This window comes from Nonomuraea sp. NPDC046570 (assembly GCF_040645915.1).
Classification (GTDB): Bacteria; Actinomycetota; Actinomycetes; order Streptosporangiales; family Streptosporangiaceae; genus Nonomuraea.
The window spans coordinates 50,889-75,296 of record NZ_JBEYZF010000018.1 but is presented as its reverse complement, the minus strand read 5'-3'; the positions used below and the strand labels follow the sequence as shown (position 1 = coordinate 75,296).

General features: G+C 69.8%; 28 protein-coding genes and 1 pseudogene. 11 read left to right on the top strand and 18 right to left on the bottom strand.

The features are described 5' to 3' along the window. Positions 1-34 precede the first annotated feature (34 nt). Complete coding sequence (locus ABZ911_RS26270; RefSeq protein ID WP_358061079.1) at positions 35-466, top strand: ATP-binding protein; 432 nt, start codon at positions 35-37, stop codon at positions 464-466. On the opposite strand, the gene ABZ911_RS26265 is transcribed toward ABZ911_RS26270, so the two are convergent. Then, positions 448-642: a hypothetical protein gene (locus tag ABZ911_RS26265; protein ID WP_358061076.1), complete on the bottom strand. Its 195-nt coding sequence runs from the start codon at positions 640-642 to the stop codon at positions 448-450. The two genes, ABZ911_RS26270 and ABZ911_RS26265, sit on opposite strands and share 19 nt — an antisense overlap. A 113-nt stretch (positions 643-755) precedes the next feature. Then, entirely contained in the window at positions 756-1,706 is a 951-nt protein-coding gene (locus ABZ911_RS26260) for a Ppx/GppA phosphatase family protein (protein ID WP_358061073.1), read from the bottom strand. A 94-nt stretch (positions 1,707-1,800) separates the two neighbouring features. Here ABZ911_RS26260 and ABZ911_RS26255 point away from each other — a divergent pair. The 3 genes and pseudogenes from ABZ911_RS26255 to ABZ911_RS26245 form a co-directional block, all read left to right on the top strand. Next, a pseudogene (locus ABZ911_RS26255) lies at positions 1,801-1,929 on the top strand (hypothetical protein); the annotation flags it as partial. Positions 1,930-1,981: 52 nt separating this feature from the next. Continuing rightward, a complete protein-coding gene (locus tag ABZ911_RS26250; protein ID WP_358061070.1) occupies positions 1,982-2,137 on the top strand; it encodes an SUMF1/EgtB/PvdO family nonheme iron enzyme in 156 nt (51 codons plus the stop codon). 4 nt (positions 2,138-2,141) lie between these two features. Next, positions 2,142-3,266, top strand: coding sequence for a UDP-N-acetylglucosamine--N-acetylmuramyl-(pentapeptide) pyrophosphoryl-undecaprenol N-acetylglucosamine transferase (locus ABZ911_RS26245; RefSeq protein ID WP_358061067.1), 1,125 nt, complete (start codon positions 2,142-2,144; stop codon positions 3,264-3,266). On the opposite strand, the gene ABZ911_RS26240 is transcribed toward ABZ911_RS26245, so the two are convergent. The 5 genes from ABZ911_RS26240 to ABZ911_RS26220 all read right to left on the bottom strand — a co-directional run bounded on the left by ABZ911_RS26240 (position 3,263) and on the right by ABZ911_RS26220 (position 9,042). Then, positions 3,263-4,186 (bottom strand): hypothetical protein, encoded by a 924-nt coding sequence (locus tag ABZ911_RS26240; protein ID WP_358061064.1) that lies wholly within the window; start codon positions 4,184-4,186, stop codon positions 3,263-3,265. The two genes, ABZ911_RS26245 and ABZ911_RS26240, sit on opposite strands and share 4 nt — an antisense overlap. 53 nt (positions 4,187-4,239) lie before the next feature. Further along, on the bottom strand, positions 4,240-5,148 hold the full coding sequence (locus tag ABZ911_RS26235) for a hypothetical protein (RefSeq protein WP_358061061.1): 909 nt from the start codon (positions 5,146-5,148) through the stop codon (positions 4,240-4,242). A 43-nt stretch (positions 5,149-5,191) separates the two neighbouring features. Continuing rightward, the gene (locus tag ABZ911_RS26230) at positions 5,192-7,180 is read right to left on the bottom strand and encodes an MMPL family transporter (protein ID WP_358061059.1); all 1,989 of its coding nucleotides are present in this window, start codon (positions 7,178-7,180) and stop codon (positions 5,192-5,194) included. A gap of 81 nt (positions 7,181-7,261) precedes the next feature. Beyond that, a complete protein-coding gene (locus ABZ911_RS26225) occupies positions 7,262-7,924 on the bottom strand; it encodes a response regulator transcription factor (RefSeq protein ID WP_358061325.1) in 663 nt (220 codons plus the stop codon). Beyond that, a complete protein-coding gene (locus tag ABZ911_RS26220; RefSeq protein WP_358061056.1) occupies positions 7,921-9,042 on the bottom strand; it encodes a sensor histidine kinase in 1,122 nt (373 codons plus the stop codon). Before ABZ911_RS26220 ends, ABZ911_RS26225 begins: the two co-directional genes overlap by 4 nt. A 415-nt stretch (positions 9,043-9,457) precedes the next feature. On the opposite strand from ABZ911_RS26220, the gene ABZ911_RS26215 reads away from it, so the two are divergent. Together ABZ911_RS26215 and ABZ911_RS26210 are read left to right on the top strand one after the other, a co-directional pair. Next, the gene (locus ABZ911_RS26215; RefSeq protein WP_358061053.1) at positions 9,458-10,213 is read left to right on the top strand and encodes an SDR family oxidoreductase; all 756 of its coding nucleotides are present in this window, start codon (positions 9,458-9,460) and stop codon (positions 10,211-10,213) included. A gap of 34 nt (positions 10,214-10,247) precedes the next feature. Beyond that, entirely contained in the window at positions 10,248-10,664 is a 417-nt protein-coding gene (locus tag ABZ911_RS26210; RefSeq protein ID WP_358061050.1) for a cupin domain-containing protein, read from the top strand. On the opposite strand, the gene ABZ911_RS26205 is transcribed toward ABZ911_RS26210, so the two are convergent. From ABZ911_RS26205 to ABZ911_RS26195, 3 genes are all read right to left on the bottom strand, one after another. Beyond that, positions 10,661-10,972 (bottom strand): hypothetical protein, encoded by a 312-nt coding sequence (locus tag ABZ911_RS26205; protein ID WP_358061047.1) that lies wholly within the window; start codon positions 10,970-10,972, stop codon positions 10,661-10,663. The genes ABZ911_RS26210 and ABZ911_RS26205 overlap by 4 nt on opposite strands. Beyond that, entirely contained in the window at positions 10,969-11,232 is a 264-nt protein-coding gene (locus tag ABZ911_RS26200) for a hypothetical protein (RefSeq protein WP_358061044.1), read from the bottom strand. Before ABZ911_RS26200 ends, ABZ911_RS26205 begins: the two co-directional genes overlap by 4 nt. Before the next feature lie 83 nt (positions 11,233-11,315). Then, complete coding sequence (locus ABZ911_RS26195) at positions 11,316-12,791, bottom strand: hypothetical protein (protein ID WP_358061041.1); 1,476 nt, start codon at positions 12,789-12,791, stop codon at positions 11,316-11,318. A gap of 159 nt (positions 12,792-12,950) precedes the next feature. On the opposite strand from ABZ911_RS26195, the gene ABZ911_RS26190 reads away from it, so the two are divergent. The 3 genes from ABZ911_RS26190 (at position 12,951) to ABZ911_RS26180 (ending at position 15,240) form a co-directional block, all read left to right on the top strand. After that, positions 12,951-13,382: a GNAT family N-acetyltransferase gene (locus ABZ911_RS26190; protein WP_358061038.1), complete on the top strand. Its 432-nt coding sequence runs from the start codon at positions 12,951-12,953 to the stop codon at positions 13,380-13,382. A 333-nt stretch (positions 13,383-13,715) separates the two neighbouring features. After that, positions 13,716-14,270, top strand: coding sequence for a hypothetical protein (locus tag ABZ911_RS26185; RefSeq protein ID WP_358061035.1), 555 nt, complete (start codon positions 13,716-13,718; stop codon positions 14,268-14,270). A 484-nt stretch (positions 14,271-14,754) separates the two neighbouring features. Then, on the top strand, positions 14,755-15,240 hold the full coding sequence (locus ABZ911_RS26180; protein ID WP_358061032.1) for a dihydrofolate reductase family protein: 486 nt from the start codon (positions 14,755-14,757) through the stop codon (positions 15,238-15,240). 291 nt (positions 15,241-15,531) lie between these two features. Here ABZ911_RS26180 and ABZ911_RS26175 read toward each other — a convergent pair whose 3' ends face one another. Further along, entirely contained in the window at positions 15,532-16,023 is a 492-nt protein-coding gene (locus tag ABZ911_RS26175; RefSeq protein WP_358061029.1) for a helix-turn-helix domain-containing protein, read from the bottom strand. 96 nt (positions 16,024-16,119) lie between these two features. Here ABZ911_RS26175 and ABZ911_RS26170 point away from each other — a divergent pair, with 96 nt between their 5' ends. Then, on the top strand, positions 16,120-17,406 hold the full coding sequence (locus ABZ911_RS26170; protein WP_358061026.1) for an MFS transporter: 1,287 nt from the start codon (positions 16,120-16,122) through the stop codon (positions 17,404-17,406). A gap of 225 nt (positions 17,407-17,631) precedes the next feature. Here the strand turns inward: ABZ911_RS26170 and ABZ911_RS26165 are convergent, their stop codons facing one another. From ABZ911_RS26165 to ABZ911_RS26145, 5 genes are all read right to left on the bottom strand, one after another. Further along, positions 17,632-18,198 (bottom strand): hypothetical protein, encoded by a 567-nt coding sequence (locus ABZ911_RS26165; RefSeq protein ID WP_358061023.1) that lies wholly within the window; start codon positions 18,196-18,198, stop codon positions 17,632-17,634. A 244-nt stretch (positions 18,199-18,442) separates the two neighbouring features. Continuing rightward, entirely contained in the window at positions 18,443-18,745 is a 303-nt protein-coding gene (locus tag ABZ911_RS26160) for a hypothetical protein (protein WP_358061021.1), read from the bottom strand. A gap of 144 nt (positions 18,746-18,889) precedes the next feature. Beyond that, positions 18,890-19,780, bottom strand: a complete 891-nt coding sequence (locus ABZ911_RS26155) for a hypothetical protein (protein ID WP_358061018.1) — start codon at positions 19,778-19,780, stop codon at positions 18,890-18,892. Between the two features lie 113 nt (positions 19,781-19,893). Then, positions 19,894-22,026, bottom strand: a complete 2,133-nt coding sequence (locus tag ABZ911_RS26150; RefSeq protein WP_358061015.1) for a hypothetical protein — start codon at positions 22,024-22,026, stop codon at positions 19,894-19,896. A 122-nt stretch (positions 22,027-22,148) separates the two neighbouring features. Then, positions 22,149-22,787, bottom strand: a complete 639-nt coding sequence (locus ABZ911_RS26145; protein ID WP_358061012.1) for a hypothetical protein — start codon at positions 22,785-22,787, stop codon at positions 22,149-22,151. A gap of 507 nt (positions 22,788-23,294) precedes the next feature. On the opposite strand from ABZ911_RS26145, the gene ABZ911_RS26140 reads away from it, so the two are divergent. Continuing rightward, positions 23,295-23,732, top strand: a complete 438-nt coding sequence (locus ABZ911_RS26140) for a hypothetical protein (protein ID WP_358061009.1) — start codon at positions 23,295-23,297, stop codon at positions 23,730-23,732. Here ABZ911_RS26140 and ABZ911_RS26135 read toward each other — a convergent pair. Both ABZ911_RS26135 and ABZ911_RS26130 read right to left on the bottom strand, forming a co-directional pair. After that, positions 23,710-23,928 carry a heavy-metal-associated domain-containing protein gene (locus ABZ911_RS26135; protein WP_358061006.1) on the bottom strand — a complete coding sequence of 73 codons (219 nt, stop codon included), beginning with the start codon at positions 23,926-23,928 and terminating at the stop codon, positions 23,710-23,712. The two genes, ABZ911_RS26140 and ABZ911_RS26135, sit on opposite strands and share 23 nt — an antisense overlap. Continuing rightward, positions 23,925-24,368 carry a nuclear transport factor 2 family protein gene (locus tag ABZ911_RS26130; protein WP_358061003.1) on the bottom strand — a complete coding sequence of 148 codons (444 nt, stop codon included), beginning with the start codon at positions 24,366-24,368 and terminating at the stop codon, positions 23,925-23,927. The genes ABZ911_RS26135 and ABZ911_RS26130 overlap by 4 nt, the downstream gene beginning before the upstream one ends. Positions 24,369-24,408: the final 40 nt, after the last annotated feature.

Below are 24,408 nucleotides of genomic sequence, written 5' to 3'. Positions count from 1 at the left end.
GAAGAGGAAGGGTCCGGCGATCAGGAGAAGGAGTATGGAAGCCACGATCTCCTTGCGACTCCCCCGAGACGCGGCCAGCGTCCCGATGATCAGGCAGATGTTCGACGGCACGCTGCGCTCGCTCGGCGTGGTGGCCCCGATCCGCGACGACATCGAGCTCATGCTGAGCGAGGCCTGCTCGAACGTGATCAGGCACGCCGGGCGGAGTGAGGAGTACACCGTGACCGCCGGCGTGTACGACGACCGCTGCGTGATCAAGGTCGTCGACACCGGCGCGGGCTTCGACCCGCAGGCGGTGGGCGAGCCCGGTCCCACCGCGGAGGGCGGGCGGGGCCTGCAGATCATGCGTGCCCTGGCCGACGACGTGCACTTCACCAACCGCCGCGAGCACGGCGTGGTCGTCTGCCTGGAGAAGAAGCTGCGGTTCGTCGCGGGCGCCCCCGGACGTCACCTCATGGCCACCTGATCACCGGCCGGTTCCCTGCTCGTCGTGGCCGCCATGACGAGCAGCACGACCAGCGCGACGACCGAGACGGCGATCAGGGCCAGCGAGACCAGCACCAGCACGATCCCCATCGTCGCGACCACGCCGAGCAACGTCCACATCGCTGTCCCCCCGCCGGTCCTCAGACAGAGGGACATGCCCCGAAGTAAACCGATCATACGCAAAATTAGCGGCATGCCCCCTTACCGGATGGACCGTTCTTGCGAGGAACCCGGCCACGCCGCGGTCAGGTCGGCCGAGAGCGACCGGATCAGGAGACGATCTCCTCGAGGCGTCCCGGCAGCATGTCGAGCCGGCGCAGTATCACGCCCTCGCGCAGCGCCCACGGGCACACCTCCAGCCGGTCCACCTCGAACAGGTCCATCGCCGCGTCGGCCACCACCGCCCCGGCCGCGAGCTGGGCCGCCCGGCCCTCCGACACGCCTGGCAGCGCCGCGCGCTCGGCCGCGCCCATCGTGGTCAGCTTCGCCGCCCACTCGGCCACGCTCTCCCTGCTGAGCGAGCGCGAGACGTAGGGACCGTCGCTGGAGGGGGGCGCTCCGGCGATCCTGGCCAGCTGCCGGAAGGTCTTGGAGGTGGCCACGGCGCGGTGGCGCTCGCCGTACCTGACGATGTCGCCGACCTTGCGGGCGATCTCGGCCCTGACGTACCGGCGCAGGTTGCGGACCTCCTCGGGCGAGGGCGGGTCGCTGTGGAAGCGGTCGCGGGTCAGGCGGCCCGCGCCGAGCGGCAGCGAGGCGGCGACGTCGGGCTCCTCGTCGAAGCCGGAGGCGATCTCCAGCGAGCCGCCCCCGATGTCGAAGGCCAGCAGCCGGCCCGACGACCAGCCGAACCAGCGCCGCACCGCCAGGAAGGTCAGCCTAGCCTCGTCCCGGCCCGACAGGACCTGGATGTTCAGCCCGCAGCGCTCGTTGATCCCGGCCAGCACCTCCTCGCCGTTGGCGGCCTCGCGCACGGCGGAGGTGGCGAAGGCCATGAAGTCCTCCACGCCCTTGTCCTCGGCGATCTGCATGGCCTCGCCGACGAACGCCGCCAGCCGGTCCACGCCCCGCTCGGAGAGCCGGTTGTCCTGACCCAGATGCTCGGCCAGGCGCATTTCCTCCTTGTGGGAGTAGGCGGGGATGGGCCTGGCGCCCCGGTGCGCGTCCACCACCAGGAGGTGCACCGTGTTGGAGCCGATGTCCAGAACGCCGAGTCGCATGCGCACGACGCTACAGGTCACTGTCCGGCACGGCGAAACGGGCGGATAACCACCTACGTGGTGGTCGTTATTGGAGAAGGAGGCCCGTGGAGACGTGCTGCGGTCCGAGCAGAGGTACCGCCGACCCGCAACCGCAGGTGGTGACGTCGCCGGGCAGGGTGAAGGAGCCGCGCGGGATGGTGCGCGTCCGGTGTCGTGGAACGACGCGAACACCTACGCGGCGTGGGCGGGCAAGCGGCTGCCGACCCGACTGGCCGGAATCGGCCACCGACCCCGTGGGGCCCGCCGAGGGGCCCGGCAAGGTGCTGCGCGGCGGCTCGTACCTGTGCCACGACTCCTACTGCAACCGCTACCGGGTCGCCGCGCGGACGATGAACACCCCGGACTCGGCGACCGGACACACCGGGTTTCGCTGTGCGGCAATACTCTGAGCCCGTGACACGAACCCTGCGACTACTGGTCACCGGTGGAGGCACCGGCGGCCACACATATCCGGCTTTGACCACCCTGACCGCCATCCAGCGGCGGCGCGTGCCCCATGACGTGCTCTGGGTCGGCACCACCGGCGGCCTGGAGGCCCGGATCACCGCCGAGCACGGCATCCCGTTCAAGGCGATCACCACGGGCAAGCTGCGCCGACGGCCGAACCTCCGCGAGCTGCGCACCAACGTCGCCGACGTCTTCAGGATCCCGATCGGCGTCGCGCAGGCGATCGGGCACGCGGCCCGGTACAAGCCCGACGTGGTGCTGTCGACCGGCGGCTACGTGGCCGTGCCCATCGGGGTCGCGGCCAAGCTGCTGCGCCGGCCGCTGGTGATGCACGAGCAGACCACGGTGGTCGGCCTGGCCAACCGCATCCTGGCCAGGATGGCCACCCGCATCGCGCTGACCCATGTCTCCTCGATCGAGTACCTGCCGGAGTCGGTGCGCTCGCGGGTGGTCGTCACCGGCAACCCGGTGCGGCCGGAGCTGCTGCACGGTGACAGCGCCGCCGCCTACGACATGTTCGGGCTGACCTTCGAGGTGCCGCTGATCTACGTGACCGGCGGCGCGCAGGGCAGCAGGCAGATCAACACGCTGATCGCCGAGATCCTTCCGGGCCTGCTCCCGCACGCCCAGGTCATCCACCAGTGCGGTCCCTCCATGATCGACGAGATGCGCGCGCTGGCCCTGCCGCCCGCGCTGGCCGAGCGTTACCACCCGGTGCCGTACGTCGGCGCCGAGCTGCCCGACCTGCTGGCCGCCGCCGACGTGGTGATCTCCCGCAGCGGCGCGGGCACGCTGTCGGAGCTGACCGCGGTGGGCAAGCCGTCGGTGCTGATCCCGCTGATCCCGACGGGCGGCGACGAGCAGCGCAAGAACGCCGCCTACCTGGCCTCCGCGGGCGCGGCGCGCGCGCTGCTGGAGCCGAAGCCGTCGGCCGGGATGCTGCTGGCCGAGCTGATGCCGCTGCTGGCCGATCCGGCGCTGCGCGCCTCGATGGCCGAGTCCGCGCGCAAGCTGGGCCGGGTCGACGCCGCCGAGGCCCTGTGCGACGTGCTGCTGGAGGTGGCCCGCTAGCCGTCGAGGTGGCGGAAGGCCTCGTGGGCGGAGCTCACGCTCCGCCGCAGGGCGCGCTCCAGCTCACCGGCGTCACCGGCGAGCCTGGCGATCTCCGGTACGGCGAAGCGGTCCGCCCCCGACTCGGCGACCAGTTCCTCGTACTGGTGCAGCCGCCCGCGCAGCTCCTCGATCTGGGTGTGGGCGTGGTAGGCCCGCTCGGCGTCGGCCACATGCCCGGCGTAACGTTCCAGCGCCTCGACCCTGGCCACCACGGCCGCCTCGCTGCTGTCGAGCGCCCGCGCCAGCGGCTCGGCGACGGCGGCCACCTCCGGGGTCAGCCCCCGGCTCACGGTCTGCCGGTGCTGGGTGCGCAGCGCGGACAGCTTGGCCAGCAGGCGGGCGATCTCCCACTCCTGCTGCGGCAGCATCACCGCGTTGCGCACGTCGTCGAGCAGCCCCTCGGCGTTGACCACGGAGTCGGTCACCGCGTCGATGGCCGTCTGGGCACGCTCCAGCAACCTGCGCGCGGACTCGTCGAGCTCCTCCATGAGCAGGTAGCGGCCCTCATGCCAACGGGCGACCTCGTAGACCTCGCGCTCGTGCTCGCCGCGCGCGCTGGTGTCGTCATCGGTGTCCAGGTTGCCGGTCTTGGACGCGGTGGAGAGCACGATGAGGATGATGATCGCGAAGAACAGGAAGCCGAGCAGCCCGCCGCTCAGCCGGAAGGCGCCGAGGAGCAACGCGGTGACGACGAAGAACACGCTCATCCGGAGCACGGCGCGCTTCACCGGGGCGCTGGACACCCGCCGCCGGGGCTCGGGCACCCACCCGGCCCGGATCTTGGCCAGGACCTTCCGGTTCTCCCGCAGCAGCTCGGCGTCGTCCTCGGGGATCCGTGGATCCACGACGACGCCGGCTCGCTGACCCGTCACAGGCACGCCCCCAAACCTTCACCGCGTGTCCGGATCATAAGGGCGAGTCCGCCGAAATGTCAGCCCTCCAAGTGCCGAAAGGCATCATGAGCGGATCCGATGCTCTTGCGCAGCGCCTGCTCCAGATCCCCGGCGTCATCGGCCAACCCGGCGATCTCCGGTACGGCGGAGCCGTCCGCCCCGGACTCGGCCAGCAGCTCCTCGTACCTGGGCAACCGGGCCCGCAGCTCGTCGATCTGGCGGTGCGCGTGGAAGGCCCGCTCGGCCTCGCTCACGTGCCTGGCGTAACGTTCCAGCGCCTCGATTCTGGTCACGACAGCCTCCTCGCTGCTCTGCAGCGCCCGCTCCAGCGGCTCCACCACCCGCGCGACCTCCGGCAGCATCCCGCCCGCGACGAGTTGCCGGTGCTCGGTGCGCAGCGCGGACAGCTTGGCCAGCAGGCGGGCGATCTCCCACTCCTGCTGCGGCAGCATCACCGCGTTGCGCACGTCGTCCAGCAGCCCCTCGGCGTTGACGTGCGAGTGCAGGACCGTGGCGATCGCGCCCTGGGCCCTGGCCAGCAGGCCCAGGGAGGTGCGGTCGAAGTCCTCGGGAAGGTAGAAGCGGCCCTCGAAGCGCCGGGCGTGGTCGTAGAACTCCTGCTCGGGGGTGCGGAGGTCGTCCTCGGTGTCGGAGTTGGCCCAGCCGAGTTTGAGCACGAGCAGCAGGAGCATCAGGCCGAGGATGACCAGGCCCATGATCCGGGCGCCGGCGATCAGGAAGACCAGAGAGAAGGCGCCGGCCACGGGCAGGACGAGACCGAGGGACACCCCCGAGCCGTTCGAGCGGGACTGCCGGACGCGGGCGGCGGGCCGCCAGCCGGCCCTGACGCGCGACAGCAGCAGCCCGTTCGCGCGGAACGCGCCGGCGATCTCCTGAGGCACATCCGGATCGACGACGACGCCCGCGCTCTGTACCGGCACTCCCACGCTCCCAACGGTCGCGATGTCCCGAAGAATAAGTCGATTTCGGCTATCTGTCGACGCTAACCGGTGTGCGGCGGGCCTGTCGTGCCTTCGGGCCGAAGGGCCACCACCAGTTGCGGTCGCCGAGGAGTTCCATCGCCGCGGGCACCAGGACCAGGCGGACCACGGTGGCGTCGACCAGGACGGCGGCGGCCAGTCCCACGCCCATGATGCGCAGGGCGCGGTCGTCGAAGGAGCCGAAGGCGGCGAACACGCAGAACATGATCGCGGCGGCGGCGGTGATGACCCTGGCGGTCTTGGCCAGGCCGTCGGCCACGGCCCGGGAGTTGTCGCCGGTGCGGCGGTACTCCTCCTGGATCCTGGACAGCAGGAACACCTCGTAGTCCATGGACAGGCCGAAGGTCACCACGAACAGCATCATCGGCACCCACGCGTCGACGGGGCCGCCGGTGCCCAGGCCGAGCACGTCCCACTGGAACACGGCGACGACCACACCGTAGGCGGCGCCGATGGACAGCACGTTGACCGCGAGCGCCTTGAGCGGCACGACCAGGCTCCGGAACACCGCCACGAGCATCGCGAACGCGGCGAGCAGCACCGCGCCCGCCGTCCACGGCAGCCGCTCGAAGGAGTGCTCGGCGAAGTCGACGCCCCCGGCGGTCACGCCGGTGACCAGGACCGGGCCGGGCAGGCGGTCGCGCAGGGCGTGCACCAGCGCGGTGGTCGCCTCCTCCTGCGGGCCGGTGGCGGGCACCACCAGGGCGGTGGTGGCGTCGAGCGGGGTGACCGCGGCGACGCCGGGGGTGCGGGCGGCCTGGTCCAGGGCGCCGCCGAGGGGCTGCGCGGAGACCAGGACGAGGGGCCCGGCCATGCCGGGGCCGAAGGCGTCGGCGAGCAGGTCGTGCGCGCGGCGGGTGGTGTCGGTGACCGGCCGGTTGCTCGCGTCGGACCAGCCGAAGCGCAGGTTCACGGCGGGCAGGGCGAGAAGCACCATCAGGCCGAGCGCGAGGAGGCCGGTCAGGCGGGGCCTGCGCCGTACCAGCTCGCTCCAGCGGCGGGAAAGCGGCGCGCCGCCGCCGTGCCGCCGCGGCAGGGTGCGCTTGTCGATCCGGATGCCGATCAGGCGCAGCAGGGCGGGCAGCAGCGTGAGGGCGGCCAGCATCACCGTCAGTACGCCGCAGGCGGCCGACAGGGCCATGCCGCCGCCGATGGCCGGGCCGAGGAACAGGATCCCCGCGCCGGTGATGATCACGGTGAGGCCGGCGAACAGCACGGACCTGCCCGCGGTGGCCATCGCCCTGGTGACGGCGTCCTCGACGGGCAGGCCGTCGTCCAGGCCGGTCCTGAAGCGGGTGACGATGAGGAGGGCGTAGTCGACGCCCACGCCGAGGCCGAGCATCGCGGCCATCGCGACGCCGTGGCCGGGGGCGGGCACCAGGTGGCGCAGCAGGATGAGCAGGCAGATCCCGCAGGCCACCCCGATGACGCCGACCAGCAGCGGCAGCGCCATCGCGATCAGCGACCGGAACGCGACCAGCAGGATGATCGCGGCGGCCAGCAGGCCGACCCCTTCGCTGACGCCGCCCGGGCTGAAGTCGGCGAAGTCGTCGGCGGACAGTTCGACGACGACCCCGGCGGCGTGGAAGCCGTCGCGCAGGTCCGTCAGCGCTCTGGCGGCCTGGCTGCCCTCGTAGTCGATCGGGATGACGGCGAGCGTGCCGTCCGGGGAGAGGCGCGCCTCGGCCAGGGTTCCGGTCGTGACGCCGGGGATCGTGTTCATGCGTTCGAGCAGCGGGGCGACGGCCTGCCTGGAGGCGGGTACGGAGGTGGAGACGACCAGCGCGCCCGGGGGTTCGGGGAGCCGGTCGCCCATCAGCTCGGCGGCTCGCGCGCTCTCCCAGCCTGGGAGGGTGTAGCCGTCGGAGGTGGGGCCGGGCGCGGTGGCCGCGCCGGCGATGAGGGCGGCGGTCAGGAGCAGCCAGGCCAGAACCGCCGGCCAGGCGTGCCTGACGCACCATCGGGTCACTGAGGTCATGCCCCGGACGCTAGGAACGGGCGGCGCTCGGGGTCGTCCACCCGTCGCGGGCGACGCGGTACTTCATCGGCGGTAGACGGCTTACGACCCCGGAGGCAGGCCGGGGCGCACCAGGCCGGTCTCGTAGCCGAGGACGACCAGTTGGGCCCTGTCGTGGACGGCGAGCTTGGCCATCATGCGGTTGATGTGGGTCTTGACGGTGGCGGGGCTCATGTGGAGGCGTTCGGCTATCTCGGCGTTGCCGAGTCCGGACGCCACCCTGGCGAGGACCTCGCGCTCGCGCCCGGTGAGCGGCGCCAGCCGGCCGGTGTCCTGGACGGCGCCGGGTCTGGCGGTGAACTCCTCTATGAGCCGCCTCGTCACGCCCGGCGACAGCAGCGCGTCCCCCCGGGCGGCCACGCGTACGGCATGCCGCAGCTCGCCCGGCTCGGCGTCCTTGACCAGGAAGCCGCTCGCGCCCGAGCGCAACGCCGCGTAGACGTACTCGTCGAGGTCGAAAGTGGTGACCACGACCACCCGGGAGCGCCCGGCGGCGACGATGCGCCGGGTGGCCTCCAGACCGTCGACCTCGGGCATCCGGATGTCCATCAGCACCACGTCGGGCTCCAGCTCCGCGGCCTGCCGTACGGCTTCGCGGCCGTCGGCGGCCTCGCCGACCACGGACAGGTCGTCCTCGGTGTCGAGGAGCGCCCGCAGGCCCGCGCGGACGAGGGGCTGGTCGTCGGCCAGCAGCACGGTGATCACGCGGGCAGCCACGCCACCACCTGGAACCCGCCTTCCGGCCGCCGCCCCACGGTGAGCCTCCCGCCGACCGCCTCGACCCGTTCCGCCATACCGGCCAGCCCGTGGCCCTTCGCTGACCCGGCCCCGTGTTCCGGCACCCTGTTCACCGTCCCGTCGTCGTCGACCTGCACGACCACTCCCCCGGTCTCGTACCGCACACCCACCGTGGCGCTGGTCGCCCCGGCGTGGCGCATCGTGTTGGTGAGCGCCTCCTGGACGACACGGTAGAGGGTCAGGTCCACGGAGGGCGGCAGAGGCCGGCTCTCCCCTGTGACCTCCAGGTGGACCGGCAGTCCGGCGGTCGCGGCCAGTTCGGCGAGCTGGCCGCCGCCCGGCGCCGGTGCCCGGGGTTCGGGGCCGTCGGCGCGCAGGACGCCGAGGACGCCCTTCATCTCGGCCAGCGCCTCGCGGCTGGCCTTACGGATGATCTTGATGGCGTCGCGCGCGGCCTCGGGGCCGCCGGCGCGGTCGACCGCCTCGGCGGCCACCGAGGCGTGCAGGGCGATGAGCGCGATGGTGTGCGAGGTGACGTCGTGCAGCTCCCTGGCGATCTTCAGGCGCTCGTCCTGGGCCCTTCTGCGCGCCTCCTCCTCGCGGGTGCGCTCGGCCTCGACCATCCGGTGCTCCACCTCGGCGGTGTACGCGCGCCTGGCCCTGGACACCTCGGCGAGCTGGGCGACCAGCCCGGCGAGCAGCCCCCAGACCAGCAGGGCGACCAGGTGCCCCGTTTCCAGGGACAGGAGCACCCCGACGCCGGGCACCGCCACGAGGAACGCCACCCCCGCCCACCCCCAGGCCCGGCGCCCGGAGGAGATCGTCAGGAAGACGGCGACGAGCGCGGGAACCGGCCAGAACGCGTAGGCGTAGCCGAGAAGGAAACAGGCCGCGGCGGCCAGCGAGCACACCACGACGGCGCCTTCGGGCCGCGAGCGGGGCCAGGCCAGGCCGAGCGCGCACATGCCCAGCAGCGCGTACCCCAGCAGATCCAGCGGCCTGGCGCCGGGCTGGTTGCCGTACGCCATGGTGGTGCTGAAGACGATCACCGCCGCCATCCCCGCGACCAGCGCGACCCTGCTCATCCAGGAACGGTAACCCGATCCCCGCGCCCGGTCGTCCCCCTCACGCGGTATGCCCGATACCGCATCCGCGGCAGACGGCTTCTCAGAACCCCTCAATCGCCCGCGCACCCAGCGAATCAGCGGGGTTCTCCACGGAGACCTATCGTGTGGAGCACCTCGCCCGCGCGGCGGTGCCTTCCCGCAGCCGCTCCAAGACCGCCCACGCCTCGCGGAACCAGTCGGTGTCGCGCTGCGGATCCAAGCGCATCGGCGCAGGTCATTGGGCGCGTCCGCAGCAGAATCCTGATCGTTGACGATAGTTTTCTCCGCGGCCTGCAAAAGAATCTCGCGGCAGCTGTCACAAGCCCGGACACTGCCCTGTCACAGCTGACGACCGGTTGGCGCAGCTGCCCCGGACGAACAGAAAGGGATTGCCATGAAGATCGTCGTCATCGGCGGAACCGGCCTGATCGGCTCGAAGCTCGTGACGCAGCTGGGTGAGCACGGTCATGAAGCCGTGGCGGCGGCGCCGAGCACCGGCGTCAACACCCTCACCGGCGAAGGGCTGGCTGAGGTGCTGGCGGGCGCGCAGGTGGTGATCGACGTGTCGAACTCACCGTCCTTCGAGCCCGCCGCCGTACTGGAGTTCTTCGAGACCTCCACCCGAAATCTGCTCGCCGCCGAGGCGGCGGCCGGCGTCGGTCACCACGTCGCGATATCGGTCGTGGGAACGGAACGGATGCCTGAGAACGGCTACTTCCGGGCGAAGATCGCCCAGGAGCAGCTGATCGGGACGTCGGGAATCCCGTTCTCGCTTGTGCACGCGACCCAGTTCTTCGAGTTCGTCCGGAGCATCGCCGATGGGGCCACGGACGGCAACAAGGTACGGATCGCGCCCGTGCGTTTCCAGCCCATCGCGGGCGACGAGGTCGCGCAGGCGGTCGGCAGGGTCGCGGTGGGGACGCCGCTGAACGGCAGGGTCGAGGTGGCCGGGCCCGACCAGTTCCGGATGGACGAGTTCTTCCGCGACGCGCTGGCCGGCTGGGGCGATCCGCGCGAGGTGGTCACCGACCCGCACGCGCTCTACTTCGGAAGCACGCCGGGCGAGCGGACGCTGGTTCCGGATGACGGCGCCACCCTCGGCAAGATTCACTACCGCGACTGGGCCGGCCAGAACGCGACCGGAAAGTAGCCCTGGCACCCGTAGCTCACGAAAGGCAATTCCCATGACCGACCCCAAGCCGAGATCGACCGCGTGGCAGACGGCGCTGACCGTGCTGCAGGAGGCCGAACCGCCGTTCATCCCGCAGGGTGCGCACGCCATGACCGTGGTGATCGAGTACCCGCCCGGCGACCCGGGCACGCCGCCGCACCGGCACTCCGGGCCCGCGTTCGGCTTCGTGCTGGAGGGCGAGATGCTGCTGGAGCTGGAAGGCGAGCCGGAGCGGGTCGTACGCGCCGGGGAAGTGTTCTGGGAGCCCGGCGGCGACGTCATCCACTACCAGGACGGCAACAACCGCGACGACATCCCGGTCCGGTTCACCGTCACCATGCTGTGCGAGCCCGGTAAGCCGATGCTCACCCTGGTGGAGGAGGAAGAGCTCGCCCAGCGCAAGGACCGCCGCGCCCCGCGCGCGTCCTAACCCGTGGTGCCGAAGATGGTGGCGATCATGCCGCGTACAGCGGCAAGCTGGGCTTCGGGCAGGTCGCCGACCTTGCCCTTCAGGCGGACGGCGGCCACCGTGCTGATTCGGTCGATCATGGCGGCCTGGCCTTCGCCGACGTCGACCACGAACGCGGTCAGGGTGTGCGCCAGGTCAGCGGCCTCGACGTGCGCGGTCAGCACGTTGTCGTTGTAGAGCGTGTGGTAGAAGTCGCCGGTCACGATGAGCCGGACTTCCTCGCGGTCGCCGAGCTGAACCGTCCAGAGCTCCCCGAAGCGGTGGCTCACGCGGCCTCACCCGAGCGACGACGCTCGTCGGTCGCCCGCGTGATGTCGTCGCTGACGATCTGCTCGTCGGCCTCCTGGGGGGCGACCGCGCCGGCGCCGTACACCGCGGCGCGCGCAGCGGAGGTGTGGGTGGCGGCGATCTCGCGGAGCGCGCCGCGCTCCAGAACGGCGGAGACGCTGAGCCCGTTCGCCTCGGCGTGCTTGCGGACCAAGTCAAGGACCCACGGGGAGATGCTAAGCGAGGTCTTCTCTTTAGCCATACTTAGAGTGTACCAACATAGTATTACCCTGAGTAGGAAGAAAGCACATACTCCCTCGGCAGGTCGCCGCTTTTCCCTGCGGCTCAGCGCATCCGGAGGGCCCGTAGGAGCTGGTTCGGGTGGGGAGTGCGAGGGATGAGCGTGAGGGCGGCGGCCAGGCAGGCCAGCGGTATCACGGGCAGCACGTAGCGGTGGTCGTAGTCGGCGGTCGCGGCCGGGATCACCAGCAAAGCGCTCGCCATCAGCCACGGCAGCACCGCGTCGCCTCCTTCGTGATCGCTCGGCCGCCGCCGCTGTCGGATCCGAGCCAGGCACCCGGCCGCGATGCCGACCAGTCCGATGAGCATGAGCCCGGCCAGTGCTGGGCCGGGTAGGTAGAAGCGGGCCTGATAGCCGCGGATCCGGCGGGCGTGGGGTTCCACGATCCGGGTGTCGCCGGTGGTGTCGCCGTAGGCGGCGGCGAGCCGGGTATGACGCACCGCGGCAGCGCTGTTGAGCGCCGAGGGGGCGCGTTTGGGGAAGTGGTACTTGGCTTCGGTCCAGGTGGTGGGGTACGGCGGATGGCCAGGTTCGAAGGCGCGAAGGGTGTCGCGGACGACCACCCGTAGATAGTCGGCCGGCTGGGTCTTGAGCGCGGATGAGGCGAACCGGCGGGCCAGGTCGTTCGAGCGCGGCCCGTAGATGCCGCCGACGCGGCGGAACGGAGATTCCTTGGAGAACATGGCCGCATATACCGGCGAGGCGATCCGCCGGTCGCCCGGCGGCCATCTGGGGCACAGTACGGCCAGGTCGGGGGCGGGTTTGATGCGCGCGCAATCGGCGAAGGCGGCGGTCCGGCCGTACAGCCAGACTGCGCCGTGCCGGTTGAAGCCGAACTCGCCGTAGTGACTGTGGAACCACGCCATATGCGCGATGACCGGTACCAAGAACGCCCCAACCGCCGTGGCGACAGCGGTCGCCAGCCTGCCCCGTGACTGACGCGAGGCCCCGGTGCTCCCCATCACGATGATCACCGTCACGACGACAAGGATCAGCGCGAGGCCCGCGGTCCTGGTCACCCCGGCGAACCCGGTCAGAAGCCCGGCCAGTCCGGCCGACAGGCAGGTCACGGGCCGTCGCCACAGCAGGGTGGTCACCGCCGCCATCACCAGGAAGCCGAACAGCACATCGGACACCACCAGATGCTCCAACTGGAGGCGGTCGCCGTCGAAGAGCGCCGGTGCCGCAGCCGCGCAGCCGACCGCCTGAGGGAGCCACAGCCGGTGTGGCCACCGCGTACGGGCAGCCCGCCACACCAGCGCGTACACCATCACCCCGGTGAGCACGCCCAGCACAGCCTGGGCGGCCACCACCGCGGTGAAACTGTGGAACGGCCGCAACAGCCACAACAAGATCGAGAACCCGCCAGGGTGGTGCGCTCCCGGCCTCAGCGTCAACGCCCCCCGCACGTAGACGGCCGAGTCGCCGGTCCACAACATCGACGGATACCCGGCGGCGGCGACGGTCCGCAGCACGATCGCCGCCACCAGCACCGCCCCGAACAGCGCGTGCCGCCACACCTGCCAACCGCACCGCGCAAACCCAACCGCCCACCGCGGCCGCTCTGCTCTCATGTCTCACAGCCCCCGCACGGCCACTCTCGCAATACCCGCTACTCTCAGTTACCCCCCATGTCTTGTGCCCGGCCCGGCTTGTCCCGTATCGCTATCCTCGTCGTCATGGAGACCGCGATCCGCCGCTACCGTCCCGCCGACGAGGACGCCGTTGTCGAGGTATGGGCCCTCGCTGCCCGCGTGGCGCACCCCTTTGTCGAAGGTGAGGGCACCGGTGAGCGCGAACTGCAGATGCGCGAGGTGTACCTCGTCCAGGCGGAGAACTGGGTTGCCGAGACGCCCGACGGCCAGGTCGTCGGCCTGCTCGGCCTACTCGGCTCGGAGATCGGCGGCCTGTTCGTCCGCCCGTCAGCCCAGGGCTTCGGGATCGGCCGCGCCCTGGTCGAGCACGCCTTGTCCCTGCACGACGCCGTCACCCTCGACGTGTACGAACTGAACGAGACGGCACGCGGCTTCTACGCGGCGATGGGCTTCACCGAGCAGTCCCGCCACCCGGAACCCGCCACGGGTCACACCTTGATCTCCCTCCGCCTCTAGCTCTCGCAGTTGAGCGGGGCGCAGCGGCTGCCAGCCGTTACTCAGCTTGGCCAACTCCGCCTCGACGTGAATCGCCCCGAAGAAGTGGATGCTGTCGGACAAACCGGAACAGAACGTAGCGGAAACGATCTCAGTTTCCCACGCCGACCCCTGCATCACCGCTATATCACATGTTCCCGGACCTGAAGGGCAGCGTGCCCGCCGGGATCAATGCCCGCGGCCGCTCGCTATGATCACTGCACCCTTGAAGGGGGGCTGTTGTTCCGTGGGTGAGCCCAGCGAGTTTTGCGGCTTCTCGATCGCGTCCCAGGCGGCTAGCTGTGTGGTGATCGCTTGCGGCCACGCAACATGATCTCGGCTGTCCGGCGTGGACCGGTTCTGATGGTGTCGGGGCTTGTGCTCTCAGCGGTTTACACGCTCGGCCTCTACGCGGCGATTCGGTACGCCGTCGATGCGACGAGCCAGCACAACATGGAGATGAACATCAGGCATGGCGCCGACATCACCATGGATTCAGGGGGCCTGGCAGAGGATCTGGCCGGGATGCGAGAAGAGGTGTGGAAGCGGGCGTTTCCGGTAGGTGCTGCCACTGTCTGCCTGGGTTTCATCGCTCTTCTGCTGCCCTGGTCACGGGGGCGGATCAAGTCCGGGGTGCTGGTTCTGTCGGGCGTTTTGTGGGTGATGTATCCGCTCACCGCGGTGTCCACGTTCGGCATGTGGGGGTCGTTCATGGTCGGTGACGGCGGCGCCACCGGTGTCCCCCATCGGTTCGCCGGCTGGCTTCCTCTCGGAGTGCTCATTCTGTTCGTTGCCGCGATACTGCAGGCTGTCGGCCTCGTCCTGCTGGCCCGTCAGGGTACGACCGCTTCCCGCGCACCCACCGCATAGACAGCATCCCGATCCGTGAAAGACGGGCGAAGAGCACTGACCTTTCATTGCAGGTCGCGGTAGTTGGTCCAGGCGAAGCTCTTGGACTCGCCCTAGCGGCCACGGCAGGTGTGCAGCCGGGAACGCTGCCCGTTTTGTAACAGACCGTGGCGGCGACGGAAGCGTGCCCGGCGCCAACGCCGCGGATGTGCACCACCGAGGTTTGGCCGCGTCGGCCCCAGGTACGCGCGAGGCGGCCTCAGCCCCTCGCCAGCCGGGTCTTTCCGCACCCGCCCGGGCCGACCAGGGTCAGGACCTGCCTGGCCACGACCGCATCGCCGATCGCCGCCAGCTCCGTGGCGCGCCCCACGAACGATGACAGCTCAGGCGGAAGGTGAGGGTCAGCAGGCACCCCTGGAGGGGGCCAGCAGATCAGCCACCGGTTCACGGTCATCTCTGCCAGGTGGCAGATGTTCGTTGTCTGCCACGACGACAGGATCGCTGCATGGCAACGACGGGTTGCCGCGATGCGGGTGACGGGCGCCGCCAGCGCTCGGCCGGACGAAACTACGAGGGGTTCGGCTCCTACTGGCCTCCGGTCGCCAAGGACGACAACGCCGATCCCCGGGACCGGGCCTTCTCCCAATGGCTCAACGAGTCCGAGAAGATCGTCTTTTCCTCGACCCTCACGAAGGCGCCGTGGGAGAACTCCCGCCTCGCCGACGCCCACCCTGCCGAGATGGTCAAGCGGCTCCGCCGGCAGCCCGGCGGCGACATCATCGTCCTGGCCAGCAGCAGCCTCATCAAGGCCCTGCTGACCGCGGACGAACTGGACCGGCTCAGCATCACGCTCTGCCCGGAACTGGCCGGCGGCGGCACCCGGCTCTTCCACGACGGCCTGCCCACCACATCCTGGTCACTCACCGACCTGTCGACCACCGAATCCGGCGCGATCTGCCTGCTCTACGACCGGATCAGCAAGACAAGCTGACTCCCTCGGATCCGCAAGACAGGCTGACTCCCTTCACGACATCGGCCGCTATGCCGGAGAGCAGGCGACTTCCGGCATAGCGGCCGACCGCGGAACCCCGTACACCGACAAGATTTCTCCGCAGGCACCAACAGCCCAGGGCGGACCAGCGCCAGCTCAGGCGAGCGAGAGGTGTACGCAGGTACGCCATCCACGCCAGATCAAGATCTATCTCGCGGGGAAGATGCGGCTCAGCCACAGCCATCTCCGAGTCACTGCTGCGGGGCAACGAAGAGACCAGGGGTGGTGCGCTTACCCGGTTCGCGGGCGGTGGGACGCTGTGTCGTCGGCCAGTTTGGTAACGACCGTCTCGTCCGGCGTCAGAGGCCGGCCGTCGTGCGCCCGGACCTCCAGGGTGCGCAGAGGGAGGCCGTGGCGGCGGTCGGTGAGTTCTGAGTGCGGTTCGCCGGGCTCGAAGAAGCGCGCCTCCCCCCACTGGCGCAGCGCGACGATGACAGGGAAGAGGTCCCGGCCTTTGTCCGTCAGCACGTACTCATGGTGGGCGCCGCCATCGGACGCCGGCACGGAGTCCAGGATTCCGCCCGCGACCAGCGCGCGCAGCCGGGCGCTCAGGATGTTCTTGGCCACCCCGAGACCGCGCTGGAACTCGCCGAAGCGCCGACTGCCGTCGAAAGCATCGCGCACGATCAGCAGCGACCACCAGTCGCCGATCGCGTCGACCGATCGCGCGACCGGGCATTCGCTGTCGTCAAACCGGGTCCGTCTCACCACCGCGACCTCCATCGCTCACCGGCCATCCCATGCCGGTTGCATCATGCTACCAGCTACAGCTATCGTCTGCCGGTAGCAACATGCAACCAACCTGCCGGAGAGTCCACCATGCGCGAGGCCCCCGCCACCGCGATGCCCCGCAGTACCATCGCACTGTTCGCGGTCGCCTGCGGGATCGCGGTCGCCAACGTCTATTTCGCGCAGCCGCTTCTGGTGGCCCTCGGCCACGAGTTCGACATCTCCCCGGCGGCCCTCGGCGCCGTCGTCACGCTCACGCAGATCGGGTACGGCCTCGGCCTCTTCTTCATCGTCCCGCTCGGCGACCTGCTCGACCGCCGACGCCTGATCACGGCGCAACTGCTCCTGCTGGCCGTCGGCCTGCTCCTCGTCGCGACCGCGACGACCGCAGCGGTCCTCCTCGCGGGAATGGCCGCTGTGGGACTGCTCGCGGTGGTGACACAGTCCCTCGTCGCGTGCGCCGCATCCCTCGCGGAGACCGCTCACCGCGGGCGCGTCGTCGGCGCCGTCACCGGCGGCGTCGTCACCGGCATCCTGCTCGCCCGTACCGTCTCCGGACTACTCTCCGACCTCGGGGGCTGGCGCTCGGTCTACCTCGCATCAGCAGTCTTGACCTGCGCGGTGGCCCTCGCACTCCGCCGCGTCATACCCCCGCGTGACACCCCCGCGCCCACACTGACGTACAGGCGGCTGCTCACCTCCACCATCCAGATGTTCGCCCGTGAACGCCTGCTGCGCCTGCGCGCCCTGTTCGCACTCCTCATCTTCGCCGCGTTCAGCACCCTGTGGAGCAGCGTCGCCCTGGCCCTCAGCGATCCCCCCATGTCCCTGTCACCGACCGCGATCGGCGCATTCGGGCTGCTCGGCGCCATCGGGGCGCTCGCCGCGACCGCCGCGGGCCGCCTCAACGACCGCGGCCACGCGCGTCGGACGACCGGCTTCGGCCTGGCCATCCTCACCCTCTCGTGGCTGCCCCTCTCCTTCACCCAGCAATCGCTGTGGGCCCTCGCGGCCGGAGTCATCCTGCTCGACCTCGCCGTACAAGCTGTACACGTCACCAACCAGAGCCTGATCCACGCACTGCGCCCCGACGCGGGCAGCCGGCTGATCGGCGGCTACATGGTCTTCTACTCGATCGGCAGCGCCGCCGGGGCCATCGCCGCAACCGCGTTGTACGCCGTGGCGGGGTGGGGCGCGGTGTGCGTGCTGGGCGCCGGGTTCAGCGGCCTCGCACTCGCCCTCTGGGCATTCACCAAGACCGGCGCCACCGAGCCGAAGATCCCTCCCCCAGACACAGCACTCCCCGAGGCAGGGGGTTCTGGCCAAAAAGCTCTGGGGCTTCGGCGTCGGTCATCCCTCCCCAGAGAGGTCGCGTAGCGCCTGCCTCACCGCTGGGATGAGCCTGTACGTGCCGTCGAGGGCGACTTATTAGGTTCCAGGCTTTCATAGCCAATTTTGTCGATCTTGATCGTCCACATAAGAAAAGTATCTTTGAACTACAATGCTGGTGAACCCTTTTCATTCGCGCGCGACCTGGCTGCTCCGAAGAACCGCGACGGCCTTGCATAAGTGGCGTTCGCGCGTTCACCCGGGCCGCGCCGGTCAATGGCGATCCGTTTTCGTGAATAGCCGAATTGCGAATGCGAGAAGTCCCGCTCCGCCGGCGAACGCGGCAAGGCCAATCCCAAGCATGTGAACACCGGCTCCCGCTCCCGACGTGTTGAAGGCGACCAGCCCCCAGGCCAACGTCAGGGCTCCACCCGCGCTCATCAGTGTGGCCAGCAGTGCCAGGACGACGGCGCCCAGCACGAGTGCCGCCGAGCGTGGCGCCGAGCGCGGTGGGAGCTGTGGCGGTGATGGTGCACCGGTCAGTGCCACCATCAGGTCATACGGCACGTTGAGCGGATGAGGCGGGCCGCCGTTCCCGTCACCCAGCAGGGTCACCACCTCATCGCGCAGTTCTCCAGGTGGCAGGCCGAGTTGGTCCGCCCTGGCCAGCACCAGGCGTCCGTCGTCGAGCCTGCCTTCCTGCGCGAGCACCAGTGCCTTCATGAGCACCGGTGCGGGATCTCCAGGCCGAGCGAGGATCAGCTGATCCGCCTTCACATGCGCCCAGCTGAACTGGCTCATCTCGCTCAGCCGCCGGATCCGGGAGAAATCGTCGCTCATAACGGGAAACTATCCGCCAATTCTCATGCAGAAACTAGCTCGGCCACCCCATTGAGTTAAGAGGAATGAGGATTCGGCATGTTGGAGGTTTATCTTATGGTGGGATCGAAAATGCACTGGGATCGTTCCGGCAGGGCGGTGTCGCCCGTTTCAGCCGATAATGGGGCCGCAGTCTGCGTAGATAGGCATTTCGCATAGACAAACTCCTGTCCTCCAACATTGCGTTTCCCTCAGAGAAACCCCCTTAGCCCAAACTCACCGGGCTGCTCGTCAGGTATCCGGCCGCGAGCGTCACCGCCGCCGCCGAGGCGAGCGTCATCGCCACCAGCCAGAGGGCCAGGAGCACCGCCGCCCAGGTGAGGAGCGGCGTGCCCAGCGGCCCGATGAGCGTGAGCCTGCCGTTCACGATCGAGATCGACTCGCTCGCGACGATAGGGAGAGTGAGAAGCGCCGCCAGCACGAGCGGCACCGTCGCCAGCAGCCACGGCACCAGCAGTGTCGGCAGGTTGCGGAAGGCCGTGAGGTAGGCGGTGAGAAGTGGATACATCCCCTGAGGCGTCGGAGGGCGGAGGACGTCCTGGGGCATCCGGCCATCAGATCGTGTGCGCCTGTTCGGCCGCCATGAGATTCGGGTGAGGCCGAATCTCGTTTCCACGCTCTCAGACCTGCTCGCAGCGGCACACCGGCGCGGTCACCGCGACGCTCCGGGCAGCCGTCCGGTGATGTGCTCCAGGGCTGGCAGGGAGTCCAGATATGCACGGGTGAGCCGGCCGAGGAAGATCGCGGCGAACGCGGCGGCTTCCAGCGGCATCACCAGAACGTTGCCGGCGATGCTCACGGGGATGATCAGCGACTCGGGCATCATCGTGCCAGCCAAGATCATCGTGCGGGTGATGACCTCGGGGACGACGAAGGGGACGACGAACACGCCGACCACCAGCGCGAACACGGTGGCGACGGGCCTGTCGCGGGCCAACTCGTAGCCGCGGGCCACCGCGCTCAGCGGAGAGAGTCCTTCCAGCGTCACCGCGGGCAGAGAGAGCATCGCCGGTATCGCGACCACCATGCCGGCGATCACCGCCACGATGACCATCCAGGGCTGGGCGAGGACAAACCCACCTAAGGCCCAGACCATCTTGATGACGACCACCATCGCCACCGCGATCAAGATCAGGCCCAGCAGATCGGGCAGCCGCCGCACCACCGCGAACAGGGCGGCGTGTACGGCCACGGGCCGCTCCAGCACCCGCCCTGCGACGAGGACGATCGCCGCTGCGGTCGCGAGCGTCCATGCGATCAGCCTCGCCGCCGCCAGCAGCACGGCCATCCAGATGGTGCCCGGAAACGCCTGGCCCTCGAACTCGCCATTGACGAACGCCGCGGCCCCTTCCGATGGGACGGCGAAGACGTATATCTCGACCAGCCACAGCGGCACCATCAACAGGATGCCGGGTACCAGGAGCTTGGGCAGGTGGCGCAACGCCGTCAGGTACCCGATCCCGAGCGGACCGCCGCCGCACCGGCTCTTGACGCGCTCGGCCCAGATCTTGCGCTCGTTCTGGTCTTGGAGTTGCTGGTTCATCCGACGAGCAGACAGCACACCCGGATAGGACGAACAGCAGATTCGATCCACGCCGAAACACGGCCCGCCGCGCGTGCACATGTGCCGCGGTAGACAGCACAGTTCAGGGCGGATCACGGGATGTTGAGCGGGACCGTGATGCGCAGGTCCAGCGGAGTGCCGCGTAAGGCCGCGTCGGTCCAGGCGATCACCGGCCGGTCGGCGCCGTCGAGCGTCATGGCGAGGCTGCCGGGGCCGTACCGTGTCTCGGCGACGTCGATCGTCGCGCAGCGCACACCGTGGCAGGTGGCGAGCACCAGGCGGCCGCGGGTCAGGTCGTGGGCCGCCACCAGGATCCGTCCCGCACGGTCCACGGCCAGCGCGGGCGCCGGGCTCGCGGCGGCCGACCCGGTCAGCGTCAGGCTCGCGGCCCGCTCGCACGCCCATGTCGCGCAGTCCAGCAGCGTCGCCGCGCCCGTGGCCGGGTGCCGGTAGGCGACGACGGGCCGCCCGTCAGGCCGCACGGCCACCGCGGCCCCGGTCAGCACGGGTTCCTCCGCAGGGTCGTAGGCCACGGGGCCGGCGGGCCGGGAGACGCGAGGCTCGCCGCAGGCGGGGGTGTCGCAGCCGACCACGATGACAGCCCCGCTCCGCCGATCCACCCGTACGGCCGTGGCCCGCCCGTCCGGTGAGACGGCCACACCGAGCGGATGCCCCTCGTACTCGAGGCTGAACAGATGCTCCAGCCGGGCGCCGGTAACCGTCCTCGGGTTCGCGCAGGTCAGGTCATGGCAGAAGGTGAAGCGCAGCACGTCCTCTTTCTCGACGTCCTCCCCCTTGACCCGCTCCGTCACCAGATGGGCCGCGACAAGCCCGCCGCCGGGCGTCGCCGCCAGCGCCACCCGCGACCCCCTCGACTCCCTCGACCTGCCCGGCACCTCGGCCAGTACGGCCGAGCCCGGTGGGGGCGCGCACCGCTCCCCGTCGCAGATCAGCACTCGCAGCTCGGCGACTCCCGGCCCGTCGGAGTCGCGCCACGTCCACCCGACGACGGCGACCCGTCCGTCCGGCAACGCGGCGCTCCCCGCCACCGAGCGGAATCCCTGCCGCCCGTTCACGTACTCGAAGTCGTAGTCCTGGCAGCGGACATCGGCGCAGACAAGTAGAGAGGCGTCCTGGCGCCTGTCGGAGTGCATCACCACGCGACCTCCTTGCCCCGGAAGCACCGCCATCAGGGAGTCCACGGAAACCCTCGGCCCCTCCGCGTCAGACTGCGGAACAACCCGGTCGGACAGCTCCCGCCACCCCAGCGGATTGGCCTGCAGAGCGAGACCGCACAAAAGCCCCGGCAGCACCAATGCCACAGCAACCGCCCCCACCCGCGCACGGCTCCCCGGCTTGGTGTCCGACCGTCCGAGCCTCTCCGACTCGCTCTCCGGCCACCCCCGCCTTCCTGCCTCCACGTCCCATCGGCCGGTTGGCCATTCCCAGCGCGACAGCGTCGCGACTACGGCGGCCGTGAACGGCATGACCAGCAGGCCGAGCCCGCCCGTCACCGCGTCGGCGAGCGGCAGGTCGAGGCGGGCAACGGCCCACCTGACGCTGTAGTACAGTCCGCCGGGCACGACCAGCGCGGCCACGGCCAGCCGCGACAGCACGGGAAAGGCGGGCCCGCGGAACACGCTGTACGCGCGAACCAGTCCGCCCGCCGCCGAATGCCCCTCCAGGACCACGGCGGGCAGCCAGAGAAGGCACGGCAACGCCAGAAACCCGACCAACGCCGCCACCGCGAAGGCCAGGAAACGGCTGTCCGTGAGACCCGCCACGACAACCCACACGGCCGCGACGGCGATCGGCGCCACCACCGAGGCGACCAGCATGACCACCAGGGCAGGCCACCGCGAGACGGCCACGCCCATCGCCTCACGGACGTTCAAGGGACGACCTTGCAGATACCCTCCCGCCATCGTGACCGTCCCCGCCATGGACAGAACCGCCCCCGCCAGCGAGGCGACCACCAGCGCCGTCGCCCAGACGAGGAACGGTGTGCCCGGCGGCCCGATGAAGGTCAACACGCCGTTCACCACGGCGACAGTGTCACCCGCGACGAACGGAAAGATGACCAGCGCCACCAGCCCAAGCGGCACCAACACCACCAGCCCCGGCACCAGCAGGGGCGCCAGGTGCCGGAAGGCCGTGCCATACGCGATCGCGAGCGAATCCGCCTTGGCCGACCCTTGAGCCTTACCGCTCTCCACTCGCGTCATCCGGCCATCGAAGCCCCTCTGCCTGGCCCATCACCAGGAGATTCGATCCAGGACGAATGTGGGCCGTCGATCGGGCACCCACCGGGAGTTTGGAACCGTCGTGCGGAATGAGCCGACAGCGCCTACGGATGGACCGTGAGGAAATCGCCGTCCGCGGCGCGGGCGAGCGCGACGACGGCGGGGAGCTTGTCGCCTTCTACGGTCAGCGCCAGTCCCGAACGTACGGTGTCCCTGACATCACCGACCAGCTCTGTGCTTTCGACCTTGGGGCCGCCCGCCAGTACGAGGTGCCAGCGCCCCTGCTCACCCTTGATCCAGGCGGCGGCCAGCACGTGTCCCCCTTCGTCAGCCAGCCCCGAGACGTCTTGCGTTGTGTTCGAGGTTCTGTTGCCGACCACCACCAGCCGGGTGAACGCGCGATCACTGTCGAAAGCCAGCGCGTAGAGTCCCACCTGACGTGCGGCACCGGGGACCCTGCCCGCCCAGACCGTGCGGATGGTCACCGCGTCGTGAGCCTGCTCGGAAAGCTCGTGGTAGTTGCACATCACCGCACGAGCCGACTGCCAGTCCGCCGGGGAGGCCAGGTCGGTCTCGATGAGCCTGTCAGAGTCGATGAGGATCTGGGGGGCACCGCGCAGGCTCGCGTCGCCCGCATTCCCGGCGAACACGCGAGCGGATCCGTGGGTCGGGCGAACCCGCCACGCCAGGCCGGCACAATCCTGATCGGTCTTCGGTATGACCGTCGCGATCCCGTCGTTCACAGTGACCGGCTCCCACCTGGCGAGCTCGGAAGTCCATGGCGACATCTCGACTGAGGCGACGCACGGAGACAGAAGCACGGTGCCGGGGTTCACCTCGACGAAGCCCGGCCTGTAGTTCGGGACGCGGGGCGAGCAGGGAGAGTGCCAGTGATCAGCTGTCGGCGGAGCACCTCGTACTCATCACTGGGCGCGTGAAGATCCAGGCTGTTGATGGCTCGCCTGGCCACCAGCAGGTCGCCGCCGTAGTCAACGCCCGCCTGGAAGAGCCAGAATGCGAACCTCGTCAGGTCTGATTCACGATGGATGCCCACAGGGGCCCATCAGACTAGAGGTCGCTTTCAAACAGCTATAGCCGGACAGAGTGTCAGAGGCGATCGGCTTCCTCGCGTACGTCAGGTGGTGGCACCTTTCTCGGCTGGTGGCCCGGCACGGGCCACCAGCCGAGACTCAGGAAGGCCCGCCGACTATCCAACGGGCCTGCCTCCTTGTCGGCCTTGGGCACACCTCATGAGAACCTCTTCTACTCCCCTCCCAGGAGGAGCTGTCGCCATCTGCAGGAACGTCGCGGCAGAAAGCGCTGACGCCGGTGATGATCAATTCGAGGCCGTCGTGGAAGGCGCGGTCGCGGCGTTGTCTGGGCCAGGCGTCGGCGTCGGTTGTGCGGGCCTGTTCCTCGATCGTGTAGCAGTTGACGTAGGCCAGGACGGTGTCCACGGCGACGTCGGCCGTGCCGGCGGGGACGCCCGCGACGGTCAGGGCGGTGATGAGGCGGTGGAAGGCGGTGACGGCCTCGCCGCCCGGGTGGTGGAAGGTGGAGGCGAGCTGGCGGATGTGTCGGTCGTGATGCTCGCGGCAGCCCTGGCCTTGGTCAGGGCGCGTGATCAGTCCCTCTGGCGGAATTCAGCATGGGACGGGGACGCACCTATGGGCTGGGCGTGGTGGTGAGTTCGTAGCCTGCTTCCTCGACCGCGGCGCGGACGTCTGCGATATCGAGATCGCTGTCGCTGGTCACCGTGACCATGCCGTTCTCGACGTCCACCGCTACGGTGGCGACGCCGGGGATGCGTTCGAGCTCCTCGGTGACAAAGCCTGCGCAGTGCCCGCAGGCCATGCCGCTGACGCTGTAGGTGTTCTCGGTCATGCCGACGTCTCCTGCCGGTCGGTCGTCGCGGGCGGCGGCTGTCTCGGGGCGGCGTCGGTGGGGAGGGCGCGGGTGAGCATGTGTGCCCGCCGCATCCTCCCATCAGGCGCGAACTGCCCGAAAAAGCACACCTCCAGGGCGAGGTCTCTTTTTCGGTTCTGCACGTACCAGGTGTATCGGGCCGCGAGCTGGTCCCCGTTCGCCAGGGCTTCGTGTACCTCCATCCGGCTGGTCGGCCGGTTCTTGCGCACGGGGCGGGTGTGCGCGATGAGCTTGTCGCGGTCCATCCGGTTTCCGTCGGCGATCTGGACGATGTCCGGCGTGTGATAGCGGTCGACGATCAGTGCCGGGTCCTCGTCACTGTGCAGCAGTTCCTCGGTGAAGGAGGTGAAGAAGTCGGCGATGAACTGCTTGGGGTCGGTGTCATTGAGTGGGCTCATGGTCTTCCCATCGCGCCGTAGGTCTCACGTACGATCTCTT